Consider the following 19522-nt stretch of genomic DNA (forward strand, 5'->3'; position numbering starts at 1 on the left):
AAAAGGGTGAAAATGTGCAGTTAATCACACGGCTAAGCAAAAAGTTGACGGCGAGTATTGAAGTGTTTCACCATAGCACACAGATTATTTCGGAGCGCGAAAATAAAGGGAGTGAGCGGTGGTTGCTGATAGTCAGCCTGGGCATATCGATCAAATTAAGCAGACCAATGCTGGCGCAGTGTATCGCCTGATTGATCAGCTCGGACCGGTATCGCGAATTGACCTGTCTCGTCTGGCGCAGTTGGCGCCTGCCAGTATTACGAAAATTGTTCGCGAAATGCTGGAAGCGCATTTGGTTCAGGAACTTGAAATTAAAGAGGCGGGCAGTCGTGGACGTCCCGCCGTCGGGCTGATGGTGGAAACGGAAGCCTGGCACTATTTATCTATTCGTATTAGCCGTGGCGAAATTTTCCTTGCGCTACGCGATCTTAGCAGCAAACTGGTGGTAGAAGAGTGTCTGGCGCTGCCGTTAACCGAAGCCACGCCGTTGCTTGAGCGAATTATTACGCACGTTGATCGGTTTTTTACCCGCCATCAGCAGAAACTGGAGCGTCTGACCTCTATTGCCATTACGTTACCGGGCATTATCGATACCGAAAACGGCGTTGTGCACCGGATGCCGTATTACGAAGATGTCAAAGAGATGCCTTTGGGAGATGCGCTGGAGCGGCACACCGGCGTACCGGTTTACATTCAGCATGATATTAGCGCCTGGACGATGGCAGAGGCGCTTTTTGGCGCCTCACGCGGCGCGCGCGACGTTATCCAGGTGGTGATTGATCATAATGTGGGGGCGGGCGTTATCACCGACGGTCATTTGCTTCATGCGGGTAGTAGCAGTCTGGTAGAGATTGGGCATACCCAGGTCGATCCTTATGGTAAGCGCTGTTATTGCGGTAATCATGGCTGTCTGGAGACCATCGCCAGCGTCGATAGCGTGCTGGAACTTACGCAGCTTCGGCTTAATCAATCGATGAGTTCAATGTTGCACGGCCAGCCGTTAACGGTAGATTCACTGTGTCAGGCGGCGATGCAGGGAGATCTATTAGCAAAAGATATTATTAGCGGCGTTGGCGCGCATGTCGGACGCATTCTGGCTATCATGGTGAATTTATTTAATCCGCAAAAAATTCTTATTGGTTCGCCGCTAAGTAAAGCGGCTGATATCCTTTTTCCGGCCATTGCTGACAGTATCCGTCAGCAGGCGCTGCCCGCCTACAGTAGGAATACGGTAGTGGAAAGCACGCAGTTTACCAACCAGGGCACGATGGCCGGGGCGGCGTTGGTAAAAGACGCGATGTATAACGGCTCTTTGTTGATTCGTCTATTACAGGGTTAACATTTTTTAACTGTTGTACAAAAATTTGCGCTAACTCAAGCTGATTGCCCTTGCCATATCTTAGACTTTCTCCACTGTATTATTTTCCTGGCTTATATTTTCGAAGCATAACGGTGGAGTTAGTGATGCTGAAGCGTTTCTTTATTACAGGTACAGACACTTCTGTTGGGAAGACGGTGGTTTCCCGCGCATTACTACAAGCGTTAGCGTCGGGTGGTAAGAGCGTTGCAGGGTATAAACCTGTCGCTAAAGGGAGCAAAGAGACTGCAGAAGGGATGCGCAACAAAGACGCGCTGGTATTGCAAAGCGTCTCTTCGCTGGAGTTGCCGTATGAGGCGATTAATCCGATCGCGTTAAGCGAAGAAGAAAGCAGCGTCGCGCATAGCTGTCCTATAAATTACACCTTGCTGTCCAACGGTCTGGCGAGCCTGAGCGATAAAGTGGACCACGTGGTTGTGGAGGGTACTGGCGGCTGGCGTAGTTTGATGAATGATTTACGTCCATTGTCCGAATGGGTGGTACAGGAACAGTTACCGGTATTGATGGTGGTAGGGATTCAGGAGGGGTGCATTAATCATGCGCTACTGACTGCGCAAGCTGTCGCTAACGATGGACTGCCATTAATTGGCTGGGTGGCGAATCGTATCAATCCTGGCCTGGCGCATTATGCTGAAATTATTGATGTGCTTGGGAAAAAACTGCCAGCGCCGTTGATTGGCGAGTTACCGTACCTGCCGCGCGCCGAGCAGCGTGAGCTGGGGCAGTATATTCGTTTATCAATGCTCGGCAGCGTGCTGGCGGTAGATAGAATCATGGCGTAACGTTCGCGAGAGCACTGACGCGACTACACAGGCAATCAGCAGACCGGGGAGTAACTGATACTCGCCGGTCATTTCACAAATCATCAGGGTGGACATTATCGGCGCATGGGTTGTCGCCGCCAGTAGCGTCGCCATACCCGCCAGCCCCAATAAAATCGCTATTTCATCCGAGCCTGGCAGCCAGAATCCCCATATCCGACCCAGAAACATTCCAATGGATAATCCGACAAATAATGTTGGCGTAAAGACGCCGCCCGGCGCGCCAGACCCGCTGCTGGCGAGCACCGCCAGGATTTTGCACACAAAAATTCCGCCAATCAGCGAGAATAGCGGCGGGGAGAGCAGAAATGATTGTACGACGCTATAGCCGTTTCCCCATACCGTGGGCGTGAGTAACGACAGTAATCCGACAATAAGCCCGCCCAACGCCAGTTGCCAGGGCGGGGACAGTTTTAAACGTAAGAAACTATTATGACTGGCCGTCATCAGCCACATCAGCAATGGGCCGCACAGACCGGCGACCAGGCCGGTACTGACTATCATGACGTACTCCCGCGCGTGGAGATCAACGGTCAGATGTACGGTATAGAGTAGTGAATCGCTACCGTTTAATACATGGGTGGTTAGCAGGGCGACGACGGCGGAAACGACAACCGGGCCGAGGGAAGCCAGCATTAAGGTACCGAACAGGATCTCCGCGATAAACAGGCTGCCCGCCAGTGGCGCATGGTAAGCGCCCGCCATGCCCGCAGCGGCGCCGCTGGCGATCCATAATTTCCATTCCTCACGCGGCGTGAAGCGTCGGGCAAAGCTGGATGCCGCCAGCGCGGCGAGGAGGATCATTGCGCCTTCGCGACCAATTGCGCTGCCGCTGACCACGACCAGCAGCGAGGCCAGCGATTTCACCAGACTGGCGCCAACGTCAAATTGCCCGTCGGTTTGCAATGCTTCCATATAGTCAGTGGGCGCATGGGGGCGCTGTTGGTTCATTTTTTGCCACCCCCACAGCAACAGACCAGCGGCCAGGCCGCCAAGCGCCGGCGTAATCAGCCGTCGCCAGGGCGAAAGCCCCTCAGCCGCATTCACCAGACTGCCGGTGTCATTACTCAGGAAAATCCACTCCAGCAATTGCATCGCATGACGGAAGGCGGCGACAGCCAGCGCCGCGAGAATACCAATGAGCGTAGCGATCAGCAGGCGACGAAACATCGCGCGCAGATCCGGGTAAGCGTGTAAACGATGCATGAGCGGGTAAACAGGGAGTTTCAGGATAGCCTATTCTGCGGGGAAATGGCGTCAGACGCAAAAGCACTATGTGCGATATAATATTGCGTACAATAATGATATTGCCGGATAGCGAGAGGCCATCCGGCGGTGGCGTTAGCTGTTTTCGTGAATATTTAGCGCCCGACGCGTGCGGCCTGAGCTGAGATAGTCGGCGATGTAATCCTGAGAGATTTCACCGTTATAGCGCCCGTCTTCATCAACGATCGGCATCCAGCTGGTATTACTTTCGTACAATCTGGACAGCACAATACGCAGATTATCTTCCGCTTTGCCCGTAATACGGAAAGGATGGGTGATATCGGCGCAGATTCCGCTGGCGTTCCGCGCCTCCCGGCGCTTCACAAATCCCAGTGGCTTACCGTCGTTGTCAATGACGGTAATGGCGCGAATATCGTGATCATCCATAATGCCGAACGCCTCGCTTAACGGCGTGGAAGGCCGCGCGGTAATGGTTGGCTGTTGGTCGGTCACATCGCCTGCGGAGACCAGCAGCAAACGCTTTAACGTTCTGTCCTGACCGACAAACGACCCGACAAACTCGTTAGCCGGTTTGGCCAGCAGTTCATCAGGACTGGCGCACTGTACAATTCGCCCCTGACGGAACACGGCGATACGGTCGCCGAGTTTTAGCGCTTCGTCGATATCATGGCTGACCAGCATCACAGTCTTTTTTAGCTTACGCTGCATATCCAGAAACTGGTTCTGGATCACTTCGCGGTTAATGGGGTCCACCGCGCCGAAGGGCTCATCCATCAGCAGTACCGGCGGATCGGCGGCCAGAGCGCGGATCACGCCAATGCGCTGCTGCTGTCCCCCGGACATCTCCTTTGGATAGCGATGCAGAAATTTTCTGGCATCCAGCGCCACCATGTCCATCAACTCTTCGGCGCGTTGCTTGCAGCGTGCTTTGTCCCAACCCAACATGCGCGGCACAACGGTAATATTTTCTTCAATCGTCATATTAGGAAACAGGCCGATTTGTTGGATAACATACCCAATATTGCGGCGTAGCGTTACCGTATCCATATCGTTGGTATTCTCGCCGTTGATAAGAATATTACCGCTGCTGGGCGCGATCAGCCGGTTGATCATCTTTAACGTGGTGGTTTTGCCGCAGCCGGAGGGACCGAGTAAGACGCACATTTCGCCTTCCGGCACGTTCAGGTTGACGTTGTCGACGGCTTTTAGCGGCTGACCCTTTTTCTGTACAAATTGTTTGGTGAGATTTTCCAGTTTTATCATTATCGTATCCCCTTAGGTGTCAGTACGACTTGCAGACGATGCAACAGCCAGTCAAGCACAATCGCCAGTAGACAGATCATCAGCGCGCCGGCAATTAACATGCGAATATCGCTGCTGCTAATGCCGTTTAACAGTAGCAGTCCCAGACCGCCGGCGCCGATCACCGCGGCAATCGCCATTACGCCGATATTCATCACTACCGCGGTGCGGATACCCCCGAAAATAACCGGTAGGGCCATTGGGATTTCGACCCAGCGCAGCCGTTGCCAGAAAGTCATACCGATGCCGCGTCCCGCTTCACGCAGACCGGGCGGCAAACTATCAAGCGCAGTATGGGTATTACGGACAATCGGCAGTAAAGAGTAGAGAAAAACGGCCGTCACGGCGGGCAGAACGCCAATACCATGTCCGATCAGCGAAAAGAGCGGGATCATTAATCCAAACAGCGCGATAGACGGAATGGTAAGAAGTAGCGTGGCGGCGCCCAATACCGGCGTTGCCAGCCATTTGTGGCGTACAATCAAAACGCCTAACGGTACACCGATGATAATCGCCAGACCGACGGCCAGCGCGACCAGCCAGAGATGCTGAAAGGTAAGGCTGGCGAGATAGCCTGCGTTATCCAGCATATAATGTATCGTATCCATAGGCGCTCCTTACAGCAGACCTTTGTCCTGCAAAAATTGATGGGCTACCTGTTGCGGCGTGCGATGCTCGATATCGACCTGAGCGTTTAGGGTCGATATCACATCGTTATTGAGCAGGCCGGAAAGGGTGTTTAAGGCGTCATCAAGGCCAGGATTGGCTTCCAGCACCTCTTTACGCACCACGGGCGTGACAGCGTAACTTGGAAAGAAGCCTTTATCATCTTCCAGCACTTTCAGATCAAACCCTTTCACCCGTCCGTCGGTGGTATAGACCAGCCCGGCGTCAACCAGCCCATCCCGAACGGCGTTATAGACCAGCCCTGGGTCCATCTGTCGTATTTGCGGGCGATCAAGCTGCATCTGGTAGGCTTGCTGAAGGGGCTTCATTCCGTCGCTGCGCCCGGCAAATTCCAGATCGAGGCCGAGCATCCAGTTGTGGTCAGGATCGTTCTGCCGGACCTGTTCGATTTTTGCCACCATTTGCGAGATGGTGGTGATATTTTCCGACTCGGCGCGTTTGCGCTGCATCGCGAACGCGTAAGTATTGTTCATGTCAGCCGGTTTGAGCCATACCAGGCCCAGCTTCGCATCCAGGCGTTTTACCGTGTCGTAGGTTTCCTGTGGACTCATGCGCTTATCGATACGGTTGAAAATAATCAGCGATGTACCGGTGTATTCCCAGGTAATATCAATTTGTTTATTCACCATCGCATTACGTGAAATCACCGCGGCGATATTGGTTTGCGGCTGAACCTGAAAGCCTTTTTTCTGCAAATACTGAACGGTCATAGCGGAAAGAATATGCTGCTCGGTAAAGCTTTTGGTAGCGAGAACCAGCGGCGCGGCCTGCGTCTGGCTACTGAACAACAGCGTTGCGGCAAGCCATTCTAACAGGTGTTTTTTGAATCTCATTTAACGCTCCTTATTGTTATTTATGCGTTCAGACGGTATGAGGGCTAAGGCGTCGCCCAAACCAGGCAAGCAGAGTGTCAAGAATCAGCGCGAATAACGCCGTGGCCGTTGCGCCGAGAATCAACGTCGGAAAATCGTTGAGATAAATCCCCGGAAAAATCAGCTCGCCGTAGCTGCTGGCGCCGATCAGAAAGGCCAGCGGCGCGGTGCCGACATTGATGGCGGTCGCGATGCGAATACCGGACAGCATCACTGGCCACGCATTAGGTAGCTCTACCTGGCGAAGCCGCTGCCATTTTGTCATCCCAATCCCGTTCGCCGCTTCAATCAGTGAGGCGGGAACGGAACAGAGGCCCGCATAGGTATTGCGGACGATAGGCAGAAGGGAGGCCAGAAATAGCGCGACAATGGCGGGCGTATCGCCGATCCCGATAATCACCATCGCTAAGGCCAGGACGGCCAGCGGCGGCAAGGTATTACCAACATTAAAGATTTGCATGACATATTCAGCAAATCCTTTTGCCGCAGGTCGGCTGAGTAAAATCCCGCTCGGGATACCGACCAGTAAAGCAAAAAACATGGACGTAAAGACCAGCATCAAATGCCGTTGTCCGAGATACAGCAGATCGACCTGACGCGCTTTCAGCGTCTCCAGACCGATTCCCCAGATAAACAGCGCCAGTAACAGCAAAATGACGATAGTGAACCCAAGTACGCGTTTTAGGGTGAGGGTGTGCATTGCGGTGTGTCTCCCTGTTTGCATGTGTTATGGCGACGTTAAGAGTCGCGTGTTGTTATGCCATGTTCCGGCAGGGTACTTTGAGCTATAGCAACAGGTTGGGAAGGATTCCAGCGGAGCGTGATGTTTAACACTGTTAAACATCTATTAACAATTATGGTTTGCCCTTATGCGGCTTAGGGTGAACATTCACGATAAAGAATTATCTTAAAAATAGAAGCGTGGTGTGACGTTGTCACTTTTTGTAGATAAAAATAGGCCGCAATGGGAGAAAAGGCAGGTAAAATCCTGCCTTTTATGGGGATTAACGGAATAACGGTTTTACAGCGACGGGAATAATGAGTTGAGCTTGCCATTGCGCCAGCGTCAGACGCGCCAGTTGCCCCAACGCCTGATAAAACGGATGCCCGGCATGATCGATAAATACGTCCAGAAAGCGGGACGACCACGGAAACAGATGCCAGGCCAGGAGTTGTTCGCATTCATGATGACGGCCATTCTCGGCAAGCCAGGCCGCCAGCAGCAACAGCGACCCAAAATGATCTTCTGGCTCGTTTTGCTGCATTTCAAACTGAATCCCGTTTTCGCGCATCCACTGACGTAGCGCCAGCGTAGAATCGCCAAATAATACGCTCTCACGATCCAGCCAGACGGAACCCCACGGCGGAGACGGCAGAGCGTAAGGGCCGATAAACAGACGCTGCCAGGCCTGTGGCAACGACTCTTCGCTGTGGGTCTTAAACATAGCCGCCACAGGCGCAAGCGCCTCGGCATCAAGCGGCCACTGCGCCTGCCAGTCGTCGGTTAATAGCGCCTGAACCAGAGGAGCGGTTTCGTGGCTTTCCGGCGAATAATAAAACAACGCGCCAAGAACACGCGCCGTTACTGAAAAATCATCACGTTGTAAAAAAGTGGTCATTCAAACAATCCCGAAAGGTGCGGGTCGCCCCGCACGCATAAATTAACCTGCGACGGCCATACCTACGGTCATATGCAGGCCATAAAAAAGTCCGCGGCCAATAATTTCGCCTGCCAGCACCAGCACGACACCGAGCAGCAAACCAACGGTATGCGGTTCGCGGCGACGGATTAGCGGACATAGCCAGCAGCCTAATCCGGCAGCAAGCAAGACAATGCGCCAGACCTGTAGCATACCGTAATCCGGTGCGAGATGGCTGGCCTGTTGCACGGAACTGTGAATGGTTGAGAGAGACAGCCCTTGTAGTACGATGACCGCCACGCACACCACCAACGCCAGGCCGCTAATACTGGCAAACGTCACGCTGCAAAATGGGACGCGCGCGATGCGTAGCAGTAGCGCCGCAAACACCGGGCCGCACAGGAATGCCGTGAGGAAAAAGGCCAGCGTGGTGTAGCCATTATACCAGGTTGGCACGGTATCTATCTGATAAACGAGCGTCATTGCCCAGATGAATGCAACGCCGAGCGCCATACTGACCAGCAGCCACACTTTACCCAGCACCGGGGGCATTTTACCGAGTACCGCCACCAGCCACCAGATGCCGCCTACGGCAAAGAACACCGATCCTGCGGCGATTTCATTACTCAGTGCGGAAGCGCCTACGCGGTTAAGCGAGTTAAACGCGCGCATCGGCGAGCCGAGATGCATAATCGACGCGAGGAATCCCAGTCCCATCACCAGCCACAGAAAAAACATGCTACGCACGATGCGCTGACGGGCGATGGTATCGTCTTTTGCCGTCAGCCAGCCCAGTCCGCTAACGATTAACGCGCCGACCACGCACTGACCAAAGACCGTGAAGATCATCAGCGGCCATTCATGCCATCCACTTCCCATCTTATACCTCCTTCGGATTGGCCAGATAACCGGTGGTGTCCCCGGTCGGGCGGCTGTTGGCGTTGGGTTTAATCACAATATTCGGCTTCGTGAAATGCGCGCGCGGCAACGGCGCGACGGCAGCCAGCTCACCGTGTTTTTTGCGCAGTTCGTCTATCGGGCCGAAATCCAGCGCCCGCAGCGGACAGGATTCGACGCAGATCGGTTTCTTGCCTTCCGCCACCCGGTCATAACAGCCGTCGCACTTGGTCATATGACCTTTGGCGGCGTTGTACTGCGGCGCGCCGTACGGGCAGGCCATGTGGCAGTAGCGGCAGCCGATACAGACCTCTTCGTTCACCACCACAAAACCGTCATCGCGCTTGTGCATCGCGCCGCTCGGGCAGACTTTGGTACAGGCCGGGTCTTCGCAGTGGTTGCACGAAATGGAGAGGTAATAGGCAAAGACGTTCTGGTGCCAGACGCCGTTATCTTCCTGCCAGTCGCCACCTGCATACTCATAAATGCGGCGGAAGCTGACATCCGGGGTCAAATCTTTGTAGTCCTTGCAGGCCAGTTCGCAGGTTTTGCAACCGGTGCAACGACTGGAATCAATAAAAAATCCATACTGGGTTGTCATCGGTTACTCCTTACGCCTTTTCAACCTGAACAAGATTACTGTGTGACGGATTACCTTTCGCCAGTGGGGAAGGCCGGTGCGACGTCAGAATGTTAATGGAGCCGCCGCGATCGACTTTGTCGCCAAACATGTCGGCATTTAACCAGGCGCCTTGGCCGATAGCGGTGACGCCAGGCAATATGCGCGGCGTGACTTTTGCCGGAATGAGCATCTCTCCGTTCTGGTTAAAGACCCGCACGGTGTCGCCGTGCTGAATGCCGCGCGCTTGCGCATCAATCGGGTTGATCCAGATCTCCTGCGGACACGCCTGTTGCAGGACGTCGATATTGCCGTAGCTGGAGTGGGTACGCGCTTTATAGTGGAAGCCGGTTAGCTGTAGCGGGTAGCGCTGACGAAGCGGATCGTCCCAACCGTCAAAGCCTGGCGTATAGGCGGGTAAAGGATGGATAATCTCATCTTTCTTCAGCTCCCACGTGTTGGCGAGGGTTGCCAGACGCTCGGAATAGATTTCGATTTTACCGGACGGCGTTTTCAGTGGGTTGGCGGCAGGGTCTTCGCGGAAGGCGCGGAAAGCGACGTAGTGTTCCTCCGGGCATTTTTTCTTGAAAATGCCTGTCTGTTTCATCTCTTCGTAATCCGGCATTTCCGGGTTACGCGCTTTGGTTTTTGCGTGCAGGTATTTGACCCACTCATGCTGCGTGCGGCCTTCTGTGAAGGTCTGGTATACGTCCGGACCAAGCCGTTTAGCCACTTCACTGAGCGTCCAGTAAATGGGCTTTCTTTCAAATTTCGGCGAGGTGGCGGGCTGACCAAGAATGACATAGCCCATATTGCCTGCGGATTCGTGGGAAATCAGATCTTCCTGCTCGGTCGGCATTAAATCAGGCAGCAGAATGTCGCAATATTTTGCCGACGCGGTCATAAAGTGCTCGATGCCGACGATCATTTCACATTTACTGTCGTCCTGAAGCACCTCGTGGGTGTGGGCGATGTCGCCATGCTGATTGATCAGCGTATTACTGGCGTAGCACCACAAAAATTTGATCGGCACGTCGAGCTTGTCTTTTCCCCGCACGCCGTCGCGTGTGGCGGTCATTTCCGCGCCATGATCGATAGCGTCGGTCCAGGTAAAGACCGAAATCTGGGTTTTTACCGGGTTCTCCAGCATAGAAAACCATTCGACGCCCAGATCCCAGGTGCCTTCGCGCACGCCGGAATTACCGCCATTTATGCCGACGTTACCGGTGAGTACAGACAGCATGGCGATTGCGCGTGCGGTCTGCTCCCCGTTAGAGTGGCGTTGCGGTCCCCAGCCCTGGCAAATGTAAGCCGGTTTCGCCGAGCCGATTTCCCGCGCCAGTTGAATGATTTTTTCCGCCGGAATACTGGTAATCTGCGCGGCCCATTGCGGCGTTTTAGCAATACCGTCGTCGCCCTGACCCAAAATATAGGCTTTATAGTGCGCGTTACGCGGGGCCGAGGCGGGCAGAGTGGTTTCGTCGTAGCCGATGCAGTATTTATCCAGAAACGGTTTATCAATAAGATCTTCGGTAATCAGCACCCAGGCGATTGCCGCCGCCAGCGCGCCATCGGTACCAGGGCGAATCGGCAGCCACTCGTCTTCGCGGCCGGCGGCAGTGTCGTTATAACGCGGGTCAATGACGATCATCCGGGCGTTGGAGCGCTCGCGCGCTTGTTCGACATAGTATGTCACGCCGCCGCCGCTCATACGTGTTTCCGCGGGGTTATTGCCAAACATCACCACCAGTTTTGTATTGGCGATATCATCCGGACTATTGCCGTCGTTGCCGCCGAACATATAGCTCATGGCCGCGCTGATTTGGGCGGTGCTGTAGCTACCGTAACGGCTGAGATAGCCGCCGCAGGCGTTCATCAGGCGATACGGTACGTTAGAATTGGTAATATTGCCGCCGTCCACGCCGGTACCGTAAAGGACATGTACCGCTTCGTTGCCGTAGTCCTTGAGGATACGTTTCAGGTTATCGCCGATAGTATCCAACGCTTCATCCCAACTGATACGTTCGAATTTGCCTTCTCCTCGTTTACCAACGCGTTTCATCGGATATTTCAGGCGATCGGGATGATTCATCCGGCGACGAATAGAACGACCGCGCAGGCAGGCGCGTACCTGATGGTTGCCATATTCATCGTTGCCCGTGGTATCTGATTCAACCCAATATACGGTGTCATCTTTTACGTGCAGGCGCAGCAGGCAGCGGCTGCCGCAGTTAACGGTACATGAACTCCAGACCGCTTTTTCTGCCACATTGCCAGATGCGAGGTCTGCTGCGGCGTGGGCGATGCGGGAGAACGGAAGGGTGAAAGCGCTACTGGCAAGCGCAAGGCTACCGATAGCGGAGGTTTTCACCAGGCTTCGTCGGCTGATACTGGCCGCCATTAATGCCTCAGGGTTGGTGATTTTCATAACAGCTCACTATGCTCATCCAAAAAAGAGTTTTAAATGTCGTTGTGTTCGCAAAACGGGGAGCTCCGGGCGCGTAAAAACGTCCCGGAGCAGGCGGCTTAGATTTTTTCGATTTCCACCAGATTTGTATGTTGAGGATTCCCTTTTGCCAGGGGGGAAGGACGCAGCGTCGTGAGCGTATTGATGCAGGCGCCGTGGTCAATTTTATCGCCAGCCATATCCGCATTATGCCATGCGCCCTGACCCATCGCGCTGACGCCCGGCAGAATACGCGGCGTGACTTTGGCGGGTAGACGCACCTCTCCACGATCGTTAAAGACGCGAACCTTATCGCCATTCGCGATACCGCGTTTTTGCGCATCGAGCGGATTTATCCACACCTCCTGGCGACAGGCGGCCTGCAGAACATCAATATTGCCGTAGCTTGAATGGGTACGGGATTTATAGTGAAAGCCAAACAGCTGTAGCGGGAAGGTGCTCCGCTTCGGATCGTCCCATCCTTCAAAAGTAGGGGTATAAATCGGCAGTGGGCTTATCACGTCGCCTTCCGCCAGCTCCCAGGTACTGGCGATGTGAGCGAGTTTGCTCGAGTAGATTTCGATTTTACCGGACGGCGTTTTTAACGGATTGGCCTGCGGATCTTCACGAAATTTTTTATAGGCGACAAAGTGGCCGTTGGGATCTTTGCGTTTATAGATGCCCATTTTTTTCAGATCGTCATACGCGGGCAATGCCGGATCTCTTGCCTGCATTTTGGCGTACAGATATTGCAGCCATTGCGCCTGGGTACGGCCTTCGGTAAACCGCTGATACACATCGTCGCCGAGGCGTCTGGCGATTTCGCTGAGTACCCAGTAGATGGGCTTGCGTTCAAACTTAGGCGTCGTCGCCGGTTGGATAAAAATCAGATATCCCATATTGCCGGCGTAATCATTGGGGATGATATCTTCCTGTTCGACGGTCATGAGATCCGGCAGTAAAATATCGGCGTACTTCGCGGAAGAGGTCATAAAATTGTCGATGACCACAATCATTTCGCATTTTGCTTCATCCTGAAGAATTTCATGGGTTTTATTAATATCCGAATGCTGATTAATCAGGGTGTTGCCAGCGTAGTTCCATAGAAATTTGATCGGGACATCCAGCTTATCTTTGCCGCGTACGCCGTCGCGCAGGGCGGTCATTTCCGGGCCGCGCGCAATGGCGTCCGTCCAGCTAAAGCAGGAGATGGCGGTTTTAACGGGATTCTCCAGGACCGGCAGACGTTCAATGGTAATGGTGTAAGTGGATTCGCGTGCGCCGCTATTACCGCCATGAATGCCGACGTTGCCGGTCAGAATCGGTAACATGGCGATGGCGCGAGCGGTTTGTTCGCCGTTCGCCTGACGCTGCGGGCCCCAACCCTGACAGATGTAGGCCGGCTTGACGCTGCCTATCTCGCGCGCCAGTTTGATAATCCGATCGGCGGGGATGCCGGTAATATGCGATGCCCACTGCGGCGTTTTGGCGATACCGTCCTCGCCCTGGCCCAAAATATAAGCCTTATAATGGCCATTGGGGGGCGCGTCAGCCGGAAGGGTCTTTTCATCGTAGCCGATGCAATAGTTATCGAGAAAAGGCTGGTCAACGAGATTTTCGTTAATCAATACCCAGGCAATTCCCGCCACCAGCGCGGCATCGGTGCCGGGGCGAATCGGTATCCACTCGTCTTCACGTCCGGCAGCGGTATCGGTATAGCGCGGATCTATTACGATCATGCGCGCATTTGAGCGTTCACGCGCTTGCTCCAGAAACCAGGTAATGCCGCCGCCGCTCATGCGTGTTTCAGCCGGATTATTGCCGAACATGACCACCAGTTTACTGTTTTCGATATCAGATGTGCTGTTGCCGTCGTTGGAACCATAGGTGTAGGGCATGGCGCAAGAAATTTGCGCGGTACTGTATGAGCCGTATTGATTCAACGAACCGCCGTAGCAGTTCATCAAACGCTTCACCGGCGAGGCGGCAGGCGACGAGCGGGTTATGTTGCCGCCTACGATGCCGGATGAATAGTGGATATAAACGGCTTCATTGCCGTAGGTCTCTACGGTCTTTTTCAGGCTGGCGCTAATGGTGTCCAGCGCTTCCTGCCAGCTAATGCGTTCAAATTTGCCTTCGCCGCGGCGGCCAACGCGTTTCATGGGATAGTTAAGGCGATCCGGATGGTTAATGCGCCGACGGATTGAACGGCCCCGCAGACAGGCGCGAACCTGATGATTGCCGTAGACATCGTCGCCAGTGTTATCAGTTTCAACCCACCAGACTTCATTATCTTTTACATGCAGACGCAGGGCGCAGCGACTGCCGCAGTTGACCGAACAGGCGCCCCAGACGATTTTATCTTCTTCGTTGCGCATAGCCTGCTGCACCGCCGCGGCCGCGGTACGCATCCCAAACGGTAAAGATACGCCTCCGGCAGCCAGCGCCAGTGAGCCAAGCGCCGCTGATTTCACTAACGTCCTGCGGCTAACGCCTGTTTGTTGCTTTTCTCCGGGCATCACTCACTCCATTGTCGTTATTATTTCGCTATATATTGATAACTATAACGAAATTATTAACATGCTAATGATGTAATGAGTTTACCCCTTTGGGAGTAAGGGTTATTAATCCATGTCAAAGAGCGTTACCCTCCGGACCCGGAGGGCAGGAGGAGGTTATTGCGGTTCGGCGGATGAACCGTCCTGAGCGGGAGAGGTATTGGCTGGCGCATTGCCGCTGCTGGTGCGGGTATAAAGAATTTTATGCGTGTCGTTCGCGCAATGGCCCACCACCTGTGAGTCCGGCTGATCGGCCTGGTCGTTAGGAACGATAGTGAGCGTAAAATTATCCGCCGGCACGCCGTTATTGATGATACGTTGTTCGATATCGCTTTTTACTCTCTCGCACGATCCCGGTGCCGCCATCACCAGCGAGGGGGCGCTAACTAACGCCAGAGCGGCTATTGCAGTTGCGATTTTCATCATGAACTCCTGTGATTAATGACGATGTTCTAAGCTTAGCATTTTTCGTGTAAATAACTGTATTTGCTAATATGATGATAAATATCTTTTCATCCTGGTGATACGTGTGAAGAAACCCCTTTTACTGACGTTATTGTGCATGATACTGGCAGGTTGTGATAACCCGAAATCCCTTGAGTCTTTTACGCCGGAAATGGCCAGTTTTTCGAACGAATTTGATTTTGATCCATTACGTGGTCCGGTAAAGGATTTCAGCCAGACATTGATGAGTGAGAATGGCGAAGTGGCGAAGCAGGTCACCGGTACGCTTTCACAGGAAGGCTGCTTTGATACGCTTGAGTTACACGATCTGGAGAATAATACGGGGCTGGCGCTCGTGCTGGATGCCAATTATTACCGGGATGCTCAGACGCTGGAAAAAAAGGTGCAGTTACAGGGGAAGTGCCAGCTGGCGGCGTTGCCTTCGGCGGGCGTGACCTGGGAAACGGACGACAACGGTTTTGTGGTATCGGCGACGGGCAAAGAGATGAAAGTCGAGTATCGCTATGATAGCGAAGGTTATCCGCTAGGTAAGACAACCATAAACTCGCAGAATACGCTCTCTGTGACGGCAAAACCCTCCGCGGACCCGCGTAAAAAGCTGGATTACACGGCAGTCAGCCGGGTGGATGATCGACAGGTCGGCAACGTCACACAGAGCTGCGAATATGATGCGTATGCGAACCCTGTTGACTGCCGGCTTGTTATCGTCGATGAGAGCGTTAAGCCGGCAGTATCCCACCATTACACCATTAAAAATCGTATCGATTACTACTAAACCGGGCGCGGTGCGACTCTCCGTGACTGCCGCGCCACGTTTACTGCGCGGTGGGTTTCAGGAGCGTAGAACCGGACGTTTTATGTTCATCCAGATACTGCTGCTGGAAGATACACATGCGGATGGTGTTACGGTATTCGCCGTTAATGAAGAACTCATGAATCAGCTCGCCTTCTACTCTAAAGCCGAGTTTACGGTAGATGTGAATCGCTTTTTCATTCTCTTTATCGACGATCAAATACAATTTATAGAGATTGAGTACGGTAAATCCGTAATCCATCGCCAGTTTGGCCGCGCGTGACGCCAGGCCTTTTCCCTGGTACTCCGGCGAAATAATAATCTGAAATTCCGCCCGCCGATGCACATGGTTAATTTCCACCAGTTCTACCAGCCCGGCGTTTTCACCGTCGCATTCGACGACAAAGCGCCGTTCGCTTTGGTCGTGGATGTGTTTGTCGTAGAGATCCGACAGTTCGACAAAAGCCTCATACGGCTCTTCAAACCAGTAACGCATAACGCTGGCATTATTATCAAGCTGGTGGACAAATCGTAAATCTTCACGCTCAAGCGGGCGCAGTCTGACCTTGTAGTCACTTGTCATACTGTATCCTTACACTTCCTTTTAGTTATCCTGCATCAGGGCGTAATAACGCGACCTGTACGACGATCCAGACACCGCAGCGTATTGGGCTCCCAATAGGCGTTGATGTTGGCGCTTTGCTCGCATTTATCGCGGTTATCAAAGGCGGCATCGGCTTTGTCCCACTCTTTTTCTGCGCGGGTATTCACTTTCTGGCGCAGACTGCGAGTGTCGTTCCATTGTTCCTTTTCCATCGCCGCTTCCTGACGACTTTGTGCGCTATCTCCCGATTCAATCACCAGTTTACTGGTTTCAGCGAATGCGGAAGTAGTATATACAACGGCCGCCAACGTAAGCATTGCCGTCAGGCACAGGCGTTTGCTCAGCGTATTGTTCATCACAACATCCTTTCATTAGAGGGGAAAAAGCGGTAAACCACCTGTAAATTCTACACCAATCCTTATGCCTGGCATATACACAAGAATGGCCGGATAACCGTAACGATATTCTGTTGTATTATCACTTATCATTTCGTAACCAAATGAATCTCATGCTAAAGACGACTCTGCTTTTCTTTGTCACCGCCCTCTGTGAAATCATTGGATGTTTTCTTCCCTGGCTATGGCTTAAGCGCGGCGCCAGCGTGTGGTGGCTTCTGCCCGCCGCCGCGTCACTTGCGTTATTCGTCTGGCTTTTGACCTTGCATCCGGCGGCAAGTGGGCGGGTTTATGCGGCTTACGGTGGGGTATATGTCTGTACTGCGCTCCTGTGGTTACGTGTTGTCGATGGCGTCCGGCTCACGGTTTATGACTGGTGCGGCGCGCTGATCGCGCTGTGTGGAATGCTGATTATCGTCGTCGGATGGGGACGTACGTAACATTGCCGCGCGACCAGAACATTTTGTGATCTGGCAGCGCTTTTTACATCAATATACTTGTATGGTAGTAGCTCAGTTGGGTAAATTTCCTGCATCCCATAATGCGATGTAAGGAATAAACATGAAGATTGTAGGGGCTGAAGTTTTTGTTACGTGTCCAGGGCGTAACTTCGTCACCTTAAAGATAACCACGGAAGACGGGATCACCGGTCTGGGGGATGCCACCCTGAACGGACGCGAGCTCCCGGTGGCCTCGTACCTTACCGATCACCTGTGCCCACAGCTCATCGGGCGGGATGCTCGCCGCATCGAAGATATCTGGCAGTTCTTCTACAAAGGCGCGTACTGGCGCCGTGGCCCTGTCACCATGTCCGCCATTTCCGCGGTTGATATGGCGCTATGGGATATTAAAGCCAAAGCCGCCAATATGCCGTTGTATCAGTTACTCGGCGGCGCTTCGCGTGAAGGCGTCATGGTGTATTGCCATACCACAGGCCACACTATCGACGATGTGCTGGAAGACTACGCGCGTCATAAAGAGCAAGGGTTCAAAGCAATCCGCGTGCAGTGCGGCGTTCCGGGGATGAAAACCACCTACGGCATGGCGAAAGGCAAGGGGCTGGCCTATGAGCCCGCGACAAAAGGCCAGTGGCCGGAAGAACAATTGTGGTCAACGGAAAAGTATCTCGATTTTACGCCAAAGCTGTTTGACGCCGTGCGTAATACGTTCGGGTTTAATGAACATCTTCTGCACGATATGCATCACCGACTGACGCCTATTGAGGCTGCCCGCTTTGGCAAAAGTATTGAAGACTATCGTTTGTTCTGGATGGAAGACCCGACGCCGGCTGAAAATCAGGCGTGCTTCCGCCTCATCCGCCAGCATACGGTCACGCCGATTGCCGTAGGCGAAGTCTTTAACAGTATCTGGGATTGCAAACAGCTCATTGAAGAGCAATTGATTGACTATATCCGCACCACGCTTACCCATGCCGGTGGTATTACCGGGATGCGCCGCATTGCCGATTTTGCCTCGCTCTACCAGGTGCGTACCGGTTCGCATGGGCCGTCCGATCTGTCGCCGGTTTGTATGGCCGCTGCATTACATTTCGACCTGTGGGTGCCTAACTTTGGCGTACAGGAGTATATGGGCTACTCCGAACAGATGCTGGAGGTTTTCCCGCATAACTGGACGTTCGAGGGCGGCTATATGCATCCGGGCGACAAGCCAGGACTGGGCATTGAGTTCGATGAAAAACTGGCGGCGAAATATCCGTACGATCCAGCCTATTTGCCGGTGGCCCGCCTGGAAGACGGCACACTGTGGAACTGGTAAGGAGCGAAAAATGAAAAGCATCGTAATCGAAAAACCGAATACATTAACTATCGAAACGCGCGCGCTTCCGCAGCCTGCGCCGGGCGAAGTTCGTATTAAAGTGAAACTGGCGGGTATCTGCGGTTCCGACAGTCATATTTATCGGGGACATAATCCCTTTGCAAAATATCCCCGTGTCATAGGCCATGAATTTTTCGGTGTCATCGACGCGGTAGGCGACAACGTCAATCGCGACCGGATAGGAGAACGGGTATCCGTCGATCCGGTGATCAGTTGCGGGCATTGTTACCCTTGTTCAGTCGGTAAACCCAATGTGTGTACCTCGCTGGTGGTGCTGGGCGTGCATCGTGACGGCGGTTTCAGCGAGTATGCGGTGGCGCCGGCCCGTAATGCTCATCGCATACCGGACAACATCGCAGATCATCATGCCGTCATGGTTGAGCCGTTTACCATTGCGGCAAATGTGACGGGGCAGGTGAATCCAACCGAGCAGGACGTGGCGCTTATCTATGGCGCTGGCCCGATGGGACTGACGACCGTACAGGCGCTGAAGGGGGTTTATCAGGTTAAAACGGTCATAGCCGTTGATCGCATTGAAGAGCGTTTAGCGATGGCGAAGCAGAGCGGCGCTGACTGGACCCTCAATAATGGTCAACATTCACTGGCGGAATTTCTACAGCAGAAGGCGCTAAAGCCGACCTTGATTGTCGATGCCGCCTGTCATCCCGCGATCCTGCAAGAGGCGATTACACTTGCATCGCCTGCGGCACGCATTGTCCTGATGGGATTTTCCAGTGACCCGTGTGAGATTGTACAGCAGGGTATTACCGGAAAAGAGCTGGCTATTTATTCATCGCGTCTTAATGCTAATAAATTTCCGGTCGTGATTGACTGGCTGAATAAAGGGCTTATTGATCCGGATAAGCTGATAACGCATACATTTGATTATCAATATGTCACCGACGCGATTGAGCTTTTCGAGAAAGACCAGCGTCAATGCTGCAAAGTCTTACTCACGTTTGCGAAATAATATAAATAATTG

19 protein-coding genes are annotated in these 19522 nt (G+C 53.3%); 6 read left to right on the forward strand and 13 right to left on the reverse strand.

Annotated features, from left to right (window positions below):
- The first annotated feature begins 118 nt into the window (after positions 1–118).
- Complete coding sequence (gene mlc / locus ACH0WD_RS01810) at positions 119–1339, forward strand: sugar metabolism global transcriptional regulator Mlc (RefSeq protein ID WP_000225092.1); 1221 nt, start codon at positions 119–121, stop codon at positions 1337–1339.
- 125 nt (positions 1340–1464) lie between these two features.
- Positions 1465–2160 carry a dethiobiotin synthase gene (gene bioD / locus ACH0WD_RS01815; protein ID WP_000919206.1) on the forward strand — a complete coding sequence of 232 codons (696 nt, stop codon included), beginning with the start codon at positions 1465–1467 and terminating at the stop codon, positions 2158–2160.
- On the opposite strand, the gene clcB is transcribed toward bioD, so the two are convergent.
- From clcB to ACH0WD_RS01870, 11 genes are all read right to left on the reverse strand, one after another.
- On the reverse strand, positions 2116–3405 hold the full coding sequence (gene clcB / locus ACH0WD_RS01820) for a voltage-gated ClC-type chloride channel ClcB (RefSeq protein ID WP_000554911.1): 1290 nt from the start codon (positions 3403–3405) through the stop codon (positions 2116–2118). The genes bioD and clcB overlap by 45 nt on opposite strands.
- Before the next feature lie 135 nt (positions 3406–3540).
- On the reverse strand, positions 3541–4689 hold the full coding sequence (gene osmV / locus ACH0WD_RS01825) for an osmoprotectant ABC transporter ATP-binding protein OsmV (protein ID WP_000593092.1): 1149 nt from the start codon (positions 4687–4689) through the stop codon (positions 3541–3543).
- Complete coding sequence (gene osmW / locus ACH0WD_RS01830; RefSeq protein WP_000379678.1) at positions 4689–5336, reverse strand: osmoprotectant ABC transporter permease OsmW; 648 nt, start codon at positions 5334–5336, stop codon at positions 4689–4691. Before osmW ends, osmV begins: the two co-directional genes overlap by 1 nt.
- Positions 5337–5345: 9 nt before the next feature.
- A complete protein-coding gene (gene osmX / locus ACH0WD_RS01835) occupies positions 5346–6248 on the reverse strand; it encodes an osmoprotectant ABC transporter substrate-binding protein OsmX (RefSeq protein WP_001211185.1) in 903 nt (300 codons plus the stop codon).
- 28 nt (positions 6249–6276) lie between these two features.
- Complete coding sequence (gene osmY, locus ACH0WD_RS01840) at positions 6277–6987, reverse strand: osmoprotectant ABC transporter permease OsmY (RefSeq protein ID WP_000557304.1); 711 nt, start codon at positions 6985–6987, stop codon at positions 6277–6279.
- A 304-nt stretch (positions 6988–7291) separates the two neighbouring features.
- Positions 7292–7906, reverse strand: coding sequence for a Tat proofreading chaperone DmsD (gene dmsD, locus ACH0WD_RS01845; RefSeq protein ID WP_000206573.1), 615 nt, complete (start codon positions 7904–7906; stop codon positions 7292–7294).
- 42 nt (positions 7907–7948) lie between these two features.
- Positions 7949–8806, reverse strand: coding sequence for a dimethyl sulfoxide reductase anchor subunit family protein (locus ACH0WD_RS01850; RefSeq protein ID WP_000534703.1), 858 nt, complete (start codon positions 8804–8806; stop codon positions 7949–7951).
- Position 8807: 1 nt separating this feature from the next.
- Positions 8808–9425 carry a dimethylsulfoxide reductase iron-sulfur subunit DmsB gene (dmsB, locus tag ACH0WD_RS01855; RefSeq protein WP_000213069.1) on the reverse strand — a complete coding sequence of 206 codons (618 nt, stop codon included), beginning with the start codon at positions 9423–9425 and terminating at the stop codon, positions 8808–8810.
- A gap of 10 nt (positions 9426–9435) precedes the next feature.
- Positions 9436–11871, reverse strand: a complete 2436-nt coding sequence (gene ynfF / locus ACH0WD_RS01860) for a selenate/tellurate reductase subunit YnfF (RefSeq protein WP_000705276.1) — start codon at positions 11869–11871, stop codon at positions 9436–9438.
- 98 nt (positions 11872–11969) lie between these two features.
- A complete protein-coding gene (ynfE, locus tag ACH0WD_RS01865; protein ID WP_001117604.1) occupies positions 11970–14408 on the reverse strand; it encodes a selenate/tellurate reductase subunit YnfE in 2439 nt (812 codons plus the stop codon).
- 156 nt (positions 14409–14564) lie between these two features.
- Positions 14565–14873, reverse strand: a complete 309-nt coding sequence (locus ACH0WD_RS01870; protein ID WP_000975516.1) for a DUF1161 domain-containing protein — start codon at positions 14871–14873, stop codon at positions 14565–14567.
- Between the two features lie 103 nt (positions 14874–14976).
- Between ACH0WD_RS01870 and ACH0WD_RS01875 the strand changes: the two genes are divergently transcribed.
- A complete protein-coding gene (locus ACH0WD_RS01875) occupies positions 14977–15687 on the forward strand; it encodes a YnfC family lipoprotein (protein WP_000743122.1) in 711 nt (236 codons plus the stop codon).
- A 40-nt stretch (positions 15688–15727) separates the two neighbouring features.
- On the opposite strand, the gene speG is transcribed toward ACH0WD_RS01875, so the two are convergent.
- Complete coding sequence (speG, locus tag ACH0WD_RS01880) at positions 15728–16288, reverse strand: spermidine N1-acetyltransferase (RefSeq protein WP_000199997.1); 561 nt, start codon at positions 16286–16288, stop codon at positions 15728–15730.
- A gap of 35 nt (positions 16289–16323) precedes the next feature.
- Positions 16324–16665 (reverse strand): DUF1283 family protein, encoded by a 342-nt coding sequence (locus tag ACH0WD_RS01885; RefSeq protein ID WP_001066440.1) that lies wholly within the window; start codon positions 16663–16665, stop codon positions 16324–16326.
- A 152-nt stretch (positions 16666–16817) separates the two neighbouring features.
- Here ACH0WD_RS01885 and ACH0WD_RS01890 point away from each other — a divergent pair, with 152 nt between their 5' ends.
- The 3 genes from ACH0WD_RS01890 (at position 16818) to ACH0WD_RS01900 (ending at position 19510) form a co-directional block, all read left to right on the forward strand.
- Entirely contained in the window at positions 16818–17144 is a 327-nt protein-coding gene (locus ACH0WD_RS01890; protein WP_000921389.1) for a YnfA family protein, read from the forward strand.
- Between the two features lie 121 nt (positions 17145–17265).
- On the forward strand, positions 17266–18480 hold the full coding sequence (gene rspA, locus ACH0WD_RS01895) for a starvation-sensing protein RspA (RefSeq protein WP_000706270.1): 1215 nt from the start codon (positions 17266–17268) through the stop codon (positions 18478–18480).
- Between the two features lie 10 nt (positions 18481–18490).
- A complete protein-coding gene (locus ACH0WD_RS01900; protein ID WP_000836492.1) occupies positions 18491–19510 on the forward strand; it encodes a Zn-dependent oxidoreductase in 1020 nt (339 codons plus the stop codon).
- Positions 19511–19522: the final 12 nt, after the last annotated feature.

This window comes from Salmonella sp. 2020_1395, from assembly GCF_043848115.1.
Lineage (GTDB): Bacteria > Pseudomonadota > Gammaproteobacteria > Enterobacterales > Enterobacteriaceae > Salmonella > Salmonella enterica.